This window comes from Leisingera sp. G5_S3_59_S7, assembly GCF_054968485.1.
Genome location: NZ_JBQKUH010000048.1, coordinates 18,465 through 33,219 on the forward strand (window position 1 = coordinate 18,465; position 14,755 = coordinate 33,219).

The 14,755-nt window shown below is 65.7% G+C and carries 13 protein-coding genes; all 13 read left to right on the forward strand.

All coding sequences use genetic code 11. The features are described 5' to 3' along the window. Positions 1 to 4 precede the first annotated feature (4 nt). Positions 5 to 1,402: a UDP-N-acetylmuramate--L-alanine ligase gene (murC, locus tag ACTRWG_RS17645; RefSeq protein ID WP_027237013.1), complete on the forward strand. Its 1,398-nt coding sequence runs from the start codon at positions 5 to 7 to the stop codon at positions 1,400 to 1,402. Positions 1,403 to 1,502: 100 nt separating this feature from the next. Continuing rightward, positions 1,503 to 1,751 (forward strand): DUF2484 family protein, encoded by a 249-nt coding sequence (locus tag ACTRWG_RS17650; protein WP_027237014.1) that lies wholly within the window; start codon positions 1,503 to 1,505, stop codon positions 1,749 to 1,751. Positions 1,752 to 1,886: 135 nt separating this feature from the next. Beyond that, a complete protein-coding gene (locus tag ACTRWG_RS17655; RefSeq protein ID WP_027237015.1) occupies positions 1,887 to 2,198 on the forward strand; it encodes a hypothetical protein in 312 nt (103 codons plus the stop codon). Beyond that, positions 2,150 to 3,091 carry a UDP-N-acetylmuramate dehydrogenase gene (gene murB, locus ACTRWG_RS17660; protein WP_036797470.1) on the forward strand — a complete coding sequence of 314 codons (942 nt, stop codon included), beginning with the start codon at positions 2,150 to 2,152 and terminating at the stop codon, positions 3,089 to 3,091. The genes ACTRWG_RS17655 and murB overlap by 49 nt, the downstream gene beginning before the upstream one ends. A gap of 359 nt (positions 3,092 to 3,450) precedes the next feature. Continuing rightward, positions 3,451 to 4,329 (forward strand): D-alanine--D-alanine ligase, encoded by an 879-nt coding sequence (locus tag ACTRWG_RS17665; RefSeq protein ID WP_245597420.1) that lies wholly within the window; start codon positions 3,451 to 3,453, stop codon positions 4,327 to 4,329. Continuing rightward, positions 4,317 to 5,210, forward strand: a complete 894-nt coding sequence (locus tag ACTRWG_RS17670) for a cell division protein FtsQ/DivIB (RefSeq protein WP_027237018.1) — start codon at positions 4,317 to 4,319, stop codon at positions 5,208 to 5,210. The genes ACTRWG_RS17665 and ACTRWG_RS17670 overlap by 13 nt, the downstream gene beginning before the upstream one ends. Before the next feature lies 1 nt (position 5,211). After that, a complete protein-coding gene (gene ftsA / locus ACTRWG_RS17675; RefSeq protein WP_027237019.1) occupies positions 5,212 to 6,546 on the forward strand; it encodes a cell division protein FtsA in 1,335 nt (444 codons plus the stop codon). Positions 6,547 to 6,919: 373 nt separating this feature from the next. Next, positions 6,920 to 8,638 (forward strand): cell division protein FtsZ, encoded by a 1,719-nt coding sequence (gene ftsZ / locus ACTRWG_RS17680; RefSeq protein WP_462829708.1) that lies wholly within the window; start codon positions 6,920 to 6,922, stop codon positions 8,636 to 8,638. A 210-nt stretch (positions 8,639 to 8,848) separates the two neighbouring features. Further along, positions 8,849 to 9,784, forward strand: a complete 936-nt coding sequence (lpxC, locus tag ACTRWG_RS17685; protein WP_462829709.1) for a UDP-3-O-acyl-N-acetylglucosamine deacetylase — start codon at positions 8,849 to 8,851, stop codon at positions 9,782 to 9,784. A 238-nt stretch (positions 9,785 to 10,022) separates the two neighbouring features. Continuing rightward, a complete protein-coding gene (locus ACTRWG_RS17690) occupies positions 10,023 to 10,871 on the forward strand; it encodes an outer membrane protein assembly factor BamD (protein WP_259956852.1) in 849 nt (282 codons plus the stop codon). Between the two features lie 27 nt (positions 10,872 to 10,898). Continuing rightward, positions 10,899 to 12,548, forward strand: coding sequence for a DNA repair protein RecN (gene recN / locus ACTRWG_RS17695; RefSeq protein WP_462829710.1), 1,650 nt, complete (start codon positions 10,899 to 10,901; stop codon positions 12,546 to 12,548). Between the two features lie 91 nt (positions 12,549 to 12,639). Next, on the forward strand, positions 12,640 to 14,322 hold the full coding sequence (locus tag ACTRWG_RS17700) for a chloride channel protein (protein ID WP_027237024.1): 1,683 nt from the start codon (positions 12,640 to 12,642) through the stop codon (positions 14,320 to 14,322). 234 nt (positions 14,323 to 14,556) lie between these two features. Further along, on the forward strand, positions 14,557 to 14,748 hold the full coding sequence (locus ACTRWG_RS17705) for a hypothetical protein (RefSeq protein WP_008554548.1): 192 nt from the start codon (positions 14,557 to 14,559) through the stop codon (positions 14,746 to 14,748). The last annotated feature ends 7 nt before the right edge of the window (positions 14,749 to 14,755 follow it).

Consider the following 14,755-nt stretch of genomic DNA (forward strand, 5'->3'; position numbering starts at 1 on the left):
CGTTATGAACCCTGCAACCAAACTGCCTGGTGACGTCGGCCCGATCCACTTTGTCGGCATCGGGGGCATCGGCATGTCGGGCATTGCCGAGGTGCTGCTGAACCTGGGCTATATGGTGCAGGGATCGGACCTGAAGGCCTCCAAGATCACGAGCCGGCTGGAAGAGCTGGGCGCGCGGATTTTTGTGGGCCAGCAGGCAAAGAACCTGGAGGAGGCCGCGGTTGTGGTGATCTCCTCCGCGATCAAGCCGGGCAATCCGGAGCTGGACGAGGCCCGCCTGCGCGGTCTGCCGGTGGTGCGCCGCGCCGATATGCTGGCAGAGCTGATGCGGCTGAAATCGAATGTCGCCATTGGCGGCACCCATGGCAAGACCACCACCACCACCATGATGGCAGAGCTGATGGTGGCGGGCGGGTTCGACCCCACAATCGTCAACGGCGGCATTATTCACGCCTATGGCTCCAACGCGCGGATGGGGCAGGGCGAGTGGATGGTGGTCGAGGCGGATGAGAGCGACGGCTCCTTCAACCGGCTGCCCGCGACCATTGCCGTGGTGACCAACATCGACCCGGAGCATATGGAGCATTGGGGCGACTTCGACCGCCTGCGCGACGGCTTCCTGGAGTTTGTCTCCAACATTCCGTTCTACGGCATCGCGGTCTGCTGCACCGACCATGCGGAGGTGCAGGCGCTGGTGGGCCGGATCTCCGACCGCCGGGTGGTGACCTATGGCTTCAATGCGCAGGCTGATGTGCGGGCGGTGAACCTGACCTACAAGGCGGGTGTGGCGCATTTCGACGTGGTGCTGCAGGCCGAGGACAGGGTGATCGAGGGCTGCACCCTGCCGATGCCGGGGGACCACAATGTCTCTAACGCCTTGTCCGCCGTGGCAGTGGCGCGGCATCTGGGCATGAACAGCACCGAAATCCGCGAGGCGCTGGCCAATTTCGGCGGGGTGAACCGCCGCTTCACCAAAGTGGGTGAGGTGAATGGCGTTACCATCATCGACGACTACGGCCACCACCCGGTGGAGATCGCCGCGGTGCTGAAGGCGGCGCGCCAGGCCTGCGAGGGCCGGGTCATCGCGGTGCATCAGCCGCACCGCTATTCCCGCCTGTCGAACCTGTTCGACGATTTCTGCGCCTGTTTCAACGAGGCCGACGTGGTGGCGATTGCTGAGGTGTTCTCTGCCGGTGAAGACCCGATCGAGGGCGCCAGCCGCGACGATCTGGTGGCGGGCCTGATCCGCCACGGCCACCGCCACGCCCGTGCCCTGCTGAATGAGGAAGACCTGGAGCGCCTGGTGCGCGAGCAGGCGCGGCCCGGCGACATGGTGGTCTGCCTGGGCGCGGGCACCATCAGCACCTGGGCCAACGGTCTGCCTGCGCGGCTGGAACGCTGAGGAATGCGGCTGCAGCAGGGGGCTCTGCCCCCCGCCGCCTGTGGCGGCTCCCCCCGGGATATTTCCGGCCAGATGAAGCTGGCGGGGTGAGGAGCCGGAGATGACGCTGTCTTTGACGCTGGCCGCTGTCTGGGCGCTGGCCGCCAATATTCTGGGCATGATCCCCAGCCGCGACGGCCATTGGACCCGGGCCTATGTGCTGATTGCGCTGGGGATTCCGCTGCTGGGCTATGTGACCTGGGAGAACGGCCCCTGGTGGGGGCTGGCGGTGCTGCTGGCCGGAATGTCGGTGCTGCGCTGGCCGGTGATTTACCTGGGCCGCTATATCAGGCGCTCGCTGCGGCGCTGACAGGCGGCCCCTTGGCGGTGCGCTTAACGAAATTTTTCCAGTCCGTCAGTATCACTGCCTGAGAAGAACGACTGCCCTTGGAATATTTGTTTCTTTTTGAAGCCGGCATGTGTCTGCCGGCGGTGGAGGCTGTGTATGGCCGTTGTGTTTACAATCTGGCTGGCGTTCGGTGCCGCTTGGCTGATCGGGTTTTATCTTCTTGCCCGCCACCGCTGGCGCCGGCTGGCCATCGGGCTGGTGCTGCTCTGGGCGGCCATTCTGATCTGGCTGGCGGTCAACCGGTTTGAGCAGAATCATGAACACGACGTCCGCCAGGTCGTGTTGTCCCTTTATTTCAATGGCCATCTTGTTTACGGACTATGCGCGTTCATAGGCTGGAAACTGGGGCAGAAAAGACGATGGCGGCGCGTTCTGAAATTATACTTCCGGCGGCTCGCGGGCGGCTGACGCGGCAAAAGCTGCTGGCAGAGCTGACCTGGCTGCGGGTAGGCGGCCCGGCCGACCACCTGTTCCAGCCCGCGGATGTCGAGGATCTGGTGGAATTCCTGCGCCAGCTGGACCCTGCGGTGCAGGTGTTCCCGATGGGGGTGGGCTCCAACCTGATCGTGCGCGACGGGGGCCTGCGCGCGGTGGTGATCCGTCTGGGCCGCGGCTTTAACGGCATCGAAACCGATGGTGACACCGTTACCGCGGGGGCTGCTGCGCTGGATGCGCATGTGGCCAGGAAAGCGGCGGATGCGGGCATCGACCTCACCTTCCTGCGCACCATTCCCGGCTCGATCGGCGGCGCGGTGCGGATGAACGCGGGCTGCTATGGCAGCTATACCGCGGATGTGTTTGTCTCGGCGACCATCGTCACCCGCCAGGGCGAGATCCGCGAGATCACCGCCGAAGAGCTGGGCTTTCAGTACCGGCAGACTGCGTTCCCCGAAGGCGCGGTGCTGGTATCGGCGAAACTGCGCGGCCCCAAGGGCGATCCGGCGGAGCTGCATGCCCGGATGGAAGCGCAGTTGCAGAAGCGGGATGAAACGCAGCCGGTCAAGGACCGCTCGGCCGGGTCCACCTTCCGCAACCCGGCGGGGTTCTCCTCGACCGGGCAGGCGGATGATGTGCATGACCTCAAGGCCTGGAAGGTGATTGACAACGCCGGGATGCGCGGCGCCCGGCGCGGCGGTGCGCAGATGAGCGAGAAGCATTCCAATTTCATGATCAACACCGGTGGCGCAACTGCCGCAGATCTGGAAGGGCTGGGCGAGGACGTGCGGAAAAAGGTTTACGAGAATTCCGGCATCAGGCTAGAGTGGGAAATCATGCGGATTGGTGATCCGCTTCCCGAATAACTTGAAAACCTGAATGCTGACAAAGGCTTCTGTTGCCGCAGCTTAAGGTCACCATATGGTCCCGGCGGGACCCGGGCAGCGGCAATTGTTAAACGTGGTAAAGGCAGTGTTAACACCCCGGTAAGAATTTGGGCGTTAGGGTGCCGAAGAGGCGGCAATGGCATGCCGGATGAAGGGGCTGCAGCCCCGCCAGACACTGGGGTGCGGAGCCCCGCAAGAACCCGCCGGGGGAACCCCGGCACCAAGGCATAAGGCGGGCCCGTTCAGGGCTCCAAGAACCAGGGGCAGAAAAGCCCCGCATATTGAGGCGCTTCGAGGTGAGTAAGTCGAGCAGGGCACTCCCGAAAGTCGCGGTGCTGATGGGCGGACCGTCAGCCGAACGCGAGGTATCGCTGTCCAGCGGCCGTGAATGCGCGGCCGCTTTGCGCGGTGAGGGGTTCGAGGTTGTTGAGGTGGATGCAGGCCGGGACCTGCACGCGCGCCTGGCAGAGGCAAAGCCGGATGTGGTGTTCAACGCGCTGCACGGGCGCTGGGGCGAGGACGGCTGCGTCCAGGGCCTGCTGGAGTGGCTGGGCCTGCCCTATACTCATTCCGGGGTGCTGGCCTCGGCGCTGGCAATGGACAAGCAGCGCTCCAAGGAGGTCTACCGCGCCGCCGGGCTGCCGGTGGTCGACAGCGGGCTATTTGCAAAAGAGGACGTCACGGCCGGCCACGTGATGGCGCCGCCCTATGTGGTGAAGCCCAACAACGAGGGTTCCAGCGTCGGCATCTATATCGTGCATGAGGCCGCAAACGGCCCGCCGCAGCTGTCGCAGGAGATGCCGCAGCAGGTGATGGTCGAGACCTATGCGCCCGGACGCGAGCTGACCACTACGGTGATCGGGGACCGGGCGCTGACGGTGACCGATATCCTGACCGACGGCTGGTATGATTACGACGCCAAGTACAAGCCCGGCGGATCGCGCCATGTGCTGCCTGCGGACCTGCCGCGGGAAATCCATGACCTGTGCCTGGAATACGCGCTGAAGGCGCATGAGGCTTTGGGCTGCCGCGGTGTCAGCCGCACCGATTTCCGCTGGGACGAGGCGCGCGGCGCCAGCGGCCTGGTGCTTTTGGAGACCAACACCCAGCCCGGCATGACGCCGACTTCGCTGGTGCCGGAGCAGGCGGCCCATTGCGGCATGACCTTCGGCCAGCTTTGCGCCTGGATGGTGGAGGATGCCTCATGCAATCGCTGAAGGGGTGGTTCCGCAAGCCGGAAGAAGGGCGGGCGGACCCGGCGCCGTCGCGGCTGAAGTACCGGCTGCAGCGCTGGATGCTGACGCCGGGCATCCGTTTCGGCCTGCGGTTCGGGGTGCCGCTCTGTCTGATCCTGGCGGCCGGCAGCGCCTATCTGGCGGATGAGGGCCGCCGCGGCGCGCTGCAGGGGCTGATCAATGATGCCCGCGCCGCGATCCAGGAACGGCCTGAGTTCATGGTCAAGGTGATGGCGGTGGACGGGGCGGGCACCAGCGTGGCCCAGGACATCCGCGAGGTGGTGCCGCTGGATTTCCCCGTCAGCTCCTTTGATCTGGACCTGGAGCAGATCCGTGATGTGATCACCGGGCTGGACCCGGTGAAATCCGCGAGTGTCAGGATCCGCCCGGGCGGCATCCTGCAGGTGGACGTCGAGGAGCGCGAACCGGCGCTGATCTGGCGCAGCCGCGAGGGGCTGGCGCTGCTGGACGAAAACGGCATTCACGTGGCCGAGCTGGGCCGCCGCAGTCTGCACCCCGACCTGCCGCTGATCGCGGGCAGGGGCGCAGCCAAGCACGCGGCGCAGGCGCTGCGGCTGTTTGCGGCGGCGAAACCGCTGGGTCCCCGGCTGCGCGGCCTGGTGCGCGTGGGGGAGCGCCGCTGGGACGTGGTGCTGGACCGCAAGCAGCGCATCATGCTGCCGGCGGACGATCCGGTGCGCGCCTTGGAGCGGGTGCTGGCGGTGAGTGAAGTACAGGATTTGCTGGAACGCGATGTTGCGGCGGTGGATATGCGCCTGGCTGGGCGCCCGACCGTGCGGATGACCGAAAACTCAGTGGAAAACTGGTGGCGGATCCGGCAGTTGAATGGGGGCGGGCAGTAACATGACAGATCTCTATCAGTCGCAGCGGGCAATGCGGCAGATGCGGCGTCAGGCGATGCAGCGCGGCGTGGTGGCCATTCTGGATGTGGGCAGCTCCAAGATCGCCTGCCTGGTGCTGCGCTTTGACGGCACCGGCCGCCTGAGCGAGGACGGCTCCATCGGGGCGCTGGCCGGGCAGTCGGGTTTCCGGGTGATCGGCGCTGCCACCACCCGGTCGCGCGGGGTACAGTTCGGCGAAATTACCGCGATGCAGGAAACCGAGCGCGCGATCCGCACCGCGGTGCAGGCGGCGCAGAAGATGGCCGAGGTGCGGGTCGATCACGTGATTGCCTGTTTCTCTGGTGCTAATCCGCGCTCTTACGGGCTGGATGCGGCCCTGGACCTTGCGGGCCAGGTTGTGTCGGAGAATGAGGTCGCCCAGGTGCTGGCCGCCTGCGAGGTGCCGGAATACGGCGCGGGCCGCGAGGTGCTGCATGCCCAGCCAGTGAACTTTGCGCTCGACAACCGCTCTGGCCTGGCCGATCCGCGCGGCCAGATGGGGCAGACCCTGGCCGTCGACATGCACATGCTGACGGTGGACGCCATCGCCGTGCAGAACCTGGTGCGCTGCATCCAGCGCTGCGATCTGGAGCTGGCGGGGATCGCCTCCTCGGCCTATGTTTCCGGCTTTTCGGCGCTGGTTGAGGATGAGCAGGAGCTGGGCGCGGCCTGCATCGACATGGGCGGCGGCTCCACCTCAATCTCGATCTTCATGAAGAAGCACATGATCTATGCCGACGCGGTGCGGCTGGGCGGCGATCACATCACCAGCGACATTTCGATGGGGCTGGGGGTGCCGCTGTCCAATGCAGAGCGGATCAAGACCTTCTGCGGCGGCGTCCATGCCACCGGTGCCGACGACCGCGACATGATCGACATCGGCGGTGATACCGGTGATTGGGAGCACGACCGCCGCACCGTCAGCCGGGCTGAGCTGATCGGCATCATGCGGCCCAGGGTCGAGGAGATCCTGGAGGAGGTGCGGGCGCGGCTGGATGCGGCCGGGTTCGAATACCTGTCCAGCCAGCAGATCGTGCTGACCGGCGGCTCCAGCCAGATCATGGGGCTGGACGGTCTGGCGAGCCGGATCCTGGGCCAGCAGGTGCGCCTGGGCCGCCCGCTGCGGGTGCACGGCCTGCCGCAATCGGCGACCGGGCCGGGCTTTGCCTCGGCCGTGGGGCTGTGCCTGTTTGCGGCCCATCCGCAGGATGAATGGTGGGATTTCGACATGCCCGCCAGCCGCCATCCGGCGGGCACCCTGGGCCGCGCCGTGCGCTGGTTCCGCGACAACTGGTAAGCCGGAAATTCATTCAACCTGGAAGGTCAAAGAGGGCGTGACAGCGCCGGCAGGACCCGTTAGGTTGTTCTTAACGTCCGCGAAAAGCGGCGAGTCAGCAGGCCGGGCAGTGGCCAGCCACGTATCATGGAAACGTCCTCCGCAAGTTGGGATTTTGCGGATGGCTTCTGTGTGTTGTGTTTGGCTTGTGCTCTTTCCGCAATATCTGCTAGGGACGGCGAAATACCGCGGTTTTGACCTCAGAATGAGGCCGTATTTTGTGGCACATTGTGCTTTTTGGGATGACGAAACATCCCCTGCGCGGTAAGATTATGGTGAATAGGACAGGAATACGCCCTTTGCGGGAAGGGCAGGTAACACAGGCGGTATGAGCATGACGTTGAACCTTTCAATGCCCGGGAATGAAGAGTTGAAGCCGAAGATCACCGTGTTCGGTGTCGGCGGCGCCGGCGGCAATGCCGTCAACAACATGATCGCCAAGGAACTGGATGGCGTCGAATTCGTCGTGGCCAACACCGACGCGCAGGCGCTGCAGCAAAGCGCTGCCAAGAGCCGCGTCCAGCTGGGCATCAAGGTCACCGAAGGCCTGGGCGCAGGCGCCCGCCCGCAAGTCGGCTCTGCCGCGGCTGAGGAAAGCATCGAGCAGATCGTCGACCACCTGGCGGGCGCGCATATGTGCTTTATCACCGCAGGCATGGGCGGCGGCACCGGCACCGGCGCCGCGCCGATCATCGCGCAGGCCGCGCGGGAACTGGGTGTGCTGACCGTTGGTGTCGTCACAAAGCCGTTCCAGTTTGAAGGCCTGAAGCGGATGCGCCAGGCTGAAGCGGGTGTCGAAAGCCTGCAGAAGGTGGTCGACACCCTGATCATCATCCCGAACCAGAACCTGTTCCGCCTCGCCAATGAGAAGACCACCTTCACCGAGGCGTTCTCGATGGCGGATGACGTGCTGTACCAGGGCGTCAAAGGCGTGACCGACCTGATGGTCCGCCCCGGCCTGATCAACCTCGACTTTGCCGACGTCCGTGCAGTGATGGATGAGATGGGCAAGGCGATGATGGGCACCGGCGAGGGCGAGGGCGAGGACCGCGCGGTCCAGGCCGCCGAAAAGGCGATTGCCAACCCGCTGCTGGACGAAATCAGCCTGCGCGGCGCCAAGGGCGTGCTGATCAACATCACCGGCAGCCATGACCTGACCCTGTTCGAACTGGACGAGGCCGCCAACCGCATCCGCGAGGAAGTGGACCCGGATGCGAACATCATCGTCGGCTCCACCCTGGACACCGGCATGGAAGGCAAGATGCGCGTGTCCGTCGTGGCCACAGGCATCGACGCAACCGACGTGAACACCGACATGCCGGTGCCGCGCCGCCCGATGTCTGCACCGCTGCGCCAGACCGTCAGCGTCGAGGAGAGCCGCGCCGCACCGCTGGAGCTGGAAACCCCGGTCGAGCAGCCGACACCGGCTGAGGCCGCTCCGGCCCCGGTGCCGGAGGCCGCGGAAGCCGCCGCAGCGCTGGAAGAGCCGTCGCTTTTCGAAGAGCTGAACGTGCAGCAGGCAGCCGAGCAGGAGCAGTCCGGTGACGTGTTCGAAGAGCCGGAGCGGATGGGCGATGATGGCCTGCCGCCGCCGGCCTACCGCCCGCAGGTGCCGGAATTCCGTCCGCAAGCGGATGCGGCCGGCCAGCAGCCCGACGCCTTTGTCGCGCCCAAGGCGCCCGCGCCGGGCACCCCGTCGCCGCAGGCGCTGGAGCGTTTGCAGGCGGCTGCCCAGCGGGTTCAGCAGCCGCAAGCCCAGCAGCCGCGCCCGGTGGCGCCCGCTGCGCCGGCACCGCAGCAGCCGCAACAGCAACAGCAACAGCAACAGCAGCCTGAGGGCCAGCGCCGCTTTGGCCTGAATTCGCTGATCCACCGGATGACCGGAACAGCTGAAGCCCCGGCCGCCAAACAGCAGCCGCAGGCGGTGCGCCAGCAGCCCGCAATGCAGGCCCAGGCCCCTTCGGCGCAGCCGCAGCAGGCACAGGCGCAGCAGCCCGATCCCGACCAGGAACGCATCGAAATCCCCGCGTTCCTGCGCCGCCAGGCAAACTGACGCATCACATATCACGCTGAGGAAAGCCGCCTTTGGGCGGCTTTTCCTGTTTTATTTGAGGGTTTTGCCTGGTTCTAAGCGATGTTTTGCCTATCTGTTACAGCCATGTTTCAAACCGTTACAAAGATTGAGTTGTAGGATTTTTTCCAAAACCTTAACTCTCTTCGCAACACGGCCCGAGAGGCCGGACATGGTGAAAAGAGGCACAACGTGCAGAATACGCTCAAGGCATCGGTGGCATTTGAAGGGGTCGGCCTGCATTCCGGCAAGCCCGCCCGCATGACCCTGAACCCGGCTCCGGCGGGGCATGGGATCGTGTTCAAGCGCACCGATATCGCATTGGGCAACACCGTGGTTCCGGCGCGCTGGGACCTGGTGGAGCGCAGCCCGCTCTGCACCCGGCTGGTCAATACCTCCGGTGTCAGCGTCTCTACCGTTGAGCACATCATGGCAGCACTGGCAGGCTGCGGCGTGCACAACGCGCTGATCGAAATCGACGGTCCGGAAGTGCCGATCGCCGATGGCTCCGCTGCGCCGTTTGTGCGCGGCATCATGCATTACGGCGTGCAGCGCCAGGGCGTGCCGGCCACTGCCTATCAGGTGCTGAAGCCGGTGACGGTCGAGAAGGACGGCGCCCGCGCCACTTTGCTGCCGTCGGACCGTCTGACCATCGAATTCCACATCGACTTTGCCGAGGCCGCCATCGGCCGCCAGAGCAAGGTTCTGGACATGCGCAACGGCAGCTTTGCGCGTGAACTGTGCGACAGCCGCACCTTCTGCCGCCAGGCGGATGTCGAAGCCATGCAGGCCAATGGCCTCGCCCTGGGCGGTGTCCCGGGCGAAAACGCGGTTGTGTTTGACGGGGACCGTGTCGAGAGCGGCGCCGGCCTGCGCCACTCGGATGAGCCTGTACGCCACAAGATGCTGGATGCCTTGGGCGATCTGGCACTGGCCGGGGGGCCGATCTTGGGGCGCTACGTTGGGGAGCGCGCGGGGCACGCGCTGACCAACACTTTGCTGCGCGCCTTGTTTGCGGAGCCCGGCGCGGTTCGGGCCGTCGCCTGTGATGCGGCGATGACCGCACGGCTTCCGGGGCAGGGGCTGATCTGGTCGGAAATCCCGTCTGAGCAGCGCCGCGTGGCATAAGGCAGAAAACCAGGAACGAGCGGACAACTGGCCCGGGACCCCCTTGTCCCGGGTCTTTTCCTGCGGCCGGCAGGGCGGCGCGGAGGCTGGCCGTCCCCTGCAGCCTTGACCGCAGGCCGCTTTCTCTGCCAAGTGAGCGCGGAAGTGGCGAAAGGCATTTTGCGCGCCATTCGAATATGCTAGAGACGGCATAACCGGGGCGGACACCCGTAAGTCAATGACGGTGAGGTTAGGCACAATGAACGGCATCAGGGCAGGAGCCAGAACCCTCGGCGCGGTCGTTCTGATGGCGGCGCTTGCGGGCTGCGGCGGGGACGGCGGTGCAGTCAAGCGCGGCGAGTCGGTCGAGGCCTATGCGCCCGATCAGATTTATGAGCGCGGCGAGTTTGAGCTGGCCAACCGGCGGCCCAAGGATGCGGTATATTACTTTGCCGAGATCGAACGCCTGTACCCCTATTCCGAGTGGGCCAAACAGGCGGTGATCATGCAGGCCTTTGCCTATCACTCCACCCGTGATTACGAGAACAGCCGCGCCGCCGCGCAGCGCTTCATCGACTTTTACCCGGCGGATGAAGATGCGGCGTACGCCCAGTATCTGCTGGCGCTCAGCTATTACGACCAGATCGACGAAGTGGGCCGCGACCAGGGGCTGACCTTCCAGGCGCTGCAGGCGCTGCGCACGGTGATCGAGGTCTACCCGGACAGCCAGTACGCCACCTCGGCGATCCTGAAATTCGACCTGGCCTTTGACCATCTGGCGGGCAAGGAGATGGAGATCGGCCGCTACTACCTGCGCCGCGGCCATTACACCTCTGCGATCAACCGCTTCCGGGTGGTGGTGGAGGACTTCCAGACCACCAGCCACACGCCTGAGGCGCTGCACCGGCTGGTCGAGGCGTATTTGTCGCTGGGCCTCACCAGTGAGGCGCAGACTGCGGCGGCTATTCTGGGCCACAACTTCCAGTCCACCGAATGGTATGAGGACAGCTACAGGCTGCTGACGGCAAGCGGGCTCAAGCCCAAGGACCGCGGCAACAACTGGCTGAGCCAGATCTACCGGCAAACGGTGAAAGGGCAGTGGCTGTAACGGCCGCTGCGGCAACGGGGCGGGGCCATGCTGCGCGCGCTTGATATCCGGGATATCCTGATCATTGACCACCTGGAGCTGAACTTTCAGCCTGGGCTGAATGTGCTGACCGGCGAGACCGGGGCAGGCAAATCCATTCTTCTCGACAGCCTGGGCTTTGTGCTGGGCTGGCGCGGCCGCGCCGAACTGGTGCGCCAGGGCGCGAAGCAGGGCGAGGTTCTGGCAGAGTTCGAGCTGGGCGAGGGCCATCCTGCCCATGCGATTCTGGAGGAGGCCGGGCTGCCGGGCGGCGACAGCCTGATCCTGCGCCGGGTGAACACCGCCGACGGACGCAAGACCGCCTGGGTCAACGACCGGCGCTGCTCGGGCGAGGTGCTGCGGGCGCTGTCGGAAACCCTGGTGGAGCTGCACGGCCAGCATGACGACCGCGGGCTGCTGAACCCGCGCGGCCATATGGCGCTGCTGGATCAGTATGCGGGCACCCAGAAACTGCTGGCCGGGGTCCGGGCGGCCTGGGCCGGGGCGGCCAAGGCGCGCAAGACGGTGGCGGCCACCCGCGCCGCGCTGGATGCTGTGCGCGCCGAGGAAGAGTTCCTGCGTCACGCGGTGGCGGAACTGGACAAGCTGGACCCGCAGCCGGGCGAGGATGAGGCGCTGGACACCCGCCGCCGCCAGATGCAGGCGGCTGAGCGCATCCGCGGCGACATCGCCCGCGCCCATGCGCTCCTCAGCGAGGGGGCTGAGGGAGCAATGGGAGAGGCGCAGCGCTGGCTGGAGGGGGTCGCGGGCCAGGAAGACGATACGGGCTTGGACGAGCCTTTGGCGGCGCTGAGCCGTGCGATGATTGAGCTGGGCGATGCTCAGGACGGGGTCGAGCGGGTGCTTGGCAGCCTGGACTTCAATCCGGGCGAACTGGAGGACTGCGAAGAGCGGCTGTTTGCGATCCGCGCGCTGGCGCGCAAGCACGGCGTGCAGGCGGATGAGCTGGGCGAGTATGCCGAGACCCTGCGGGCCAAGCTGGTGGCGCTGGATGCGGGCGATCAGAACCTTGCCGATCAGGAAGCCGCGCTGAAGGCGGCGGAAGACGCCTATGCGCAAGCCGCCAAACAGCTGGGCGCCGTGCGCCGCCAAGGCGCCGCATCGCTGGACAAGGCGGTGATGGCGGAACTGGCGCCGCTCAAGATGGAGCGGGCGGTGTTTGAAACCCGCATCACCACAGCAGATCCGGGGCCGGACGGAACCGACGCGGTGGCCTTCACCGTCGCCACCAATCCGGGCGCGCCTGCCGGGCCGCTGAACAAGATCGCCTCGGGCGGGGAGCTGAGCCGGTTCCTGCTGGCGCTCAAGGTCTGCCTGCGCGGCGAGGATGCCAGCAAGACGCTGATCTTCGACGAGATCGACCGCGGTGTCGGCGGCGCGACGGCGGATGCCGTGGGCCGCAGGCTCCGGAACCTTGCAAGCGGCGGCCAGGTGCTGGTGGTGACCCACTCGCCGCAGGTGGCGGCGCTTGGCGGCCATCACTGGCAGGTGCGCAAGCAGGTGATCGATGGCATGACATTGTCACAGGTGGTGCCGCTGGATGGCACCGAGCGGGTGGATGAGCTTGCCCGGATGGTGTCCGGTGATACCATCACCAACGAGGCCCGCGCCGCGGCCCGCGCGTTGCTGGCCGGATAATCCGCCGCAAAACCTGGCCGGGTGAGGGTTCTTTAACTGGCTTCATGGCAGTTGTAGGCCATTGAAAACAAAAAAGACCCGCTGGCAGGTTATGGTGCAAGAAATCCGTTCGTCCCTTTCCGCAATTTCCCTGCAATGGCTGGCCGGCCTCAAGGACATCTGGCGGGTGCTGCGCAATCGCGGCCCCAGCCAGTTCCAGTTCTGGCTGATTGCGCTGCTGATCGGCATCGCCGCGGGCTTTGCGGCGCTGTTTTTCCGCAAGGGGATCTCGGCGCTGCAGGCCTGGGTCTATGGCGCGCCGGATGTCGACTACCTCCATAGTTTTGCGCAGGGGCTGCCCTGGTACGTGCTGGTGGCGATTGCTGCGGGCGGCGGTCTGGTGGTCGGCCTGATCCTTGACCGGTTCACCCCGGACGGGCGCGTGCGCTCGGTCGCCGATGTGATCGAGGGCGCGGCGCTGCATGACGGGCGCGTCGAGCACAAGGAGGGGCTGGCCTCGGCGCTGGCGTCCTTCATCACGCTGTCGACCGGCGGCTCAACGGGCCGCGAAGGGCCGGTGGTGCATATGGCGGGTGTCATTTCCACCTGGGTCAGCAACCGGATCAATGCCGATGGTATCACCGGGCGCGACCTGCTGGGCTGTGCGGTGGCGGCGGCGGTGTCCGCCAGCTTTAACGCGCCGATTGCCGGCGCCCTGTTCGCGCTGGAAGTGGTGCTGCGCCATTTCGCGGTCAACGCCTTTGCGCCGATCGTGATTGCCTCGGTCGCGGGTACCGTGATCAACCGGCTGGAATACGGCGATGTCACCGAATTCACCCTGGTCACGCCGGGAGCGCTGCAATTTTATGTGGAGCTGCCGGCCTTCCTGATCCTGGGCCTGATCTGCGGCTTGGTGGCTGTGGTCGAAATGCGGGCGATCTTCTTTGCCGACAAGGTGGGCAACAAGGTGCAGGAGCGGCTGTGCCTGCCGCGCTGGCTGCGCCCGGCGGCGTCGGGCGCCATGCTGGGAGTGATCGCGGTCTGGTATCCGCACATCATCGGCGTCGGCTATGAGACCACGGTGCTGGCGCTGACCGGCGGGCTGCTGCTGGGGGAGGCGGTGATCTTTACCGTCGTCAAGACAGCCGCCGTGGCGATCACCATGGGCGGGCGCATGGGCGGCGGGGTGTTTTCGCCCTCGCTGATGATCGGTGCGCTGACCGGGCTGGCCTTTGGCCTGATCGCGACCTCGGTGCTGCCGGACGTGTCGGGCACGCACACGCTTTATGCCTTTGCCGGGATGGGGGCAGTGGCGGCCGCCGTGCTGGGCGCGCCGATTTCCACCACCCTTATTGTGTTCGAATTGACCGGCGACTGGCAGATCGGCCTGGCGGTGATGGTTTCGGTGTCGATGTCCACCGCGCTGGCGTCGCGGCTGGTGGACCGCTCCTTTTTCCTCACCCAGCTGGAGCGGCGCGACATCCACTGCGCGGCAGGCCCGCAGGCCTATCTGCTGGCGCTGATCCGCACAGGCGCCGTGATGCGGCCGATGGGCGACAGCCGCTGCGCCGGCCTGGAGGAGTGCCAGGCGCTGGTGGAGGAAGGGCTGTGCATCCGCGCCTCTGCCTCGCTGGAGGCGGCGATGCCGGTGTTCGACAGGGCCGACGTGCCCTTTCTGCCGGTGATGATGGAGGAAGGCGGCACGGAGGAAATTATCGGCGCGCTTTACCATGTGGATGCGCTGAAGGCCTACAACCGCGCCCTGGCCGCAACTGCGGCCGAGGAACACCGGTAAGGCGCTGGAATGATGTGCCAGCGCCTGCCGCTCCGGGGCTTTGGCCGCAGGGCTGGGCTCTGCGCCCTGTGTTCCGGCATGGGCCAGGGGGAAAATGACCCGGATCTTCCCCGCATCTGTGAGAAATCCGCTACAGGTAAATAGAAAGTTAAGAAGTGCATTGCCCTGCGGGTGAGCCTTCTACAACACTGCAACCAGGACATAGCAAGATTTACTCACTTCGGTAGGAAACTCATGCGCAACTTCGAAATCGGCCCGCAAGAGGCTGGTGCGAAAAACAAGGCGAGCGAGCGGGAAAATGAACGGGCGGCCCTGGAGGCGGTGATCAACTATGCGATCCAATGCGCCCGAGAAACGGATATCCTTGGCGCAGGCGACGCGCTGGAGGAAGCCAGGCTGAATCTGAGCCGGGCCATTCTCACCTGACCCCTGT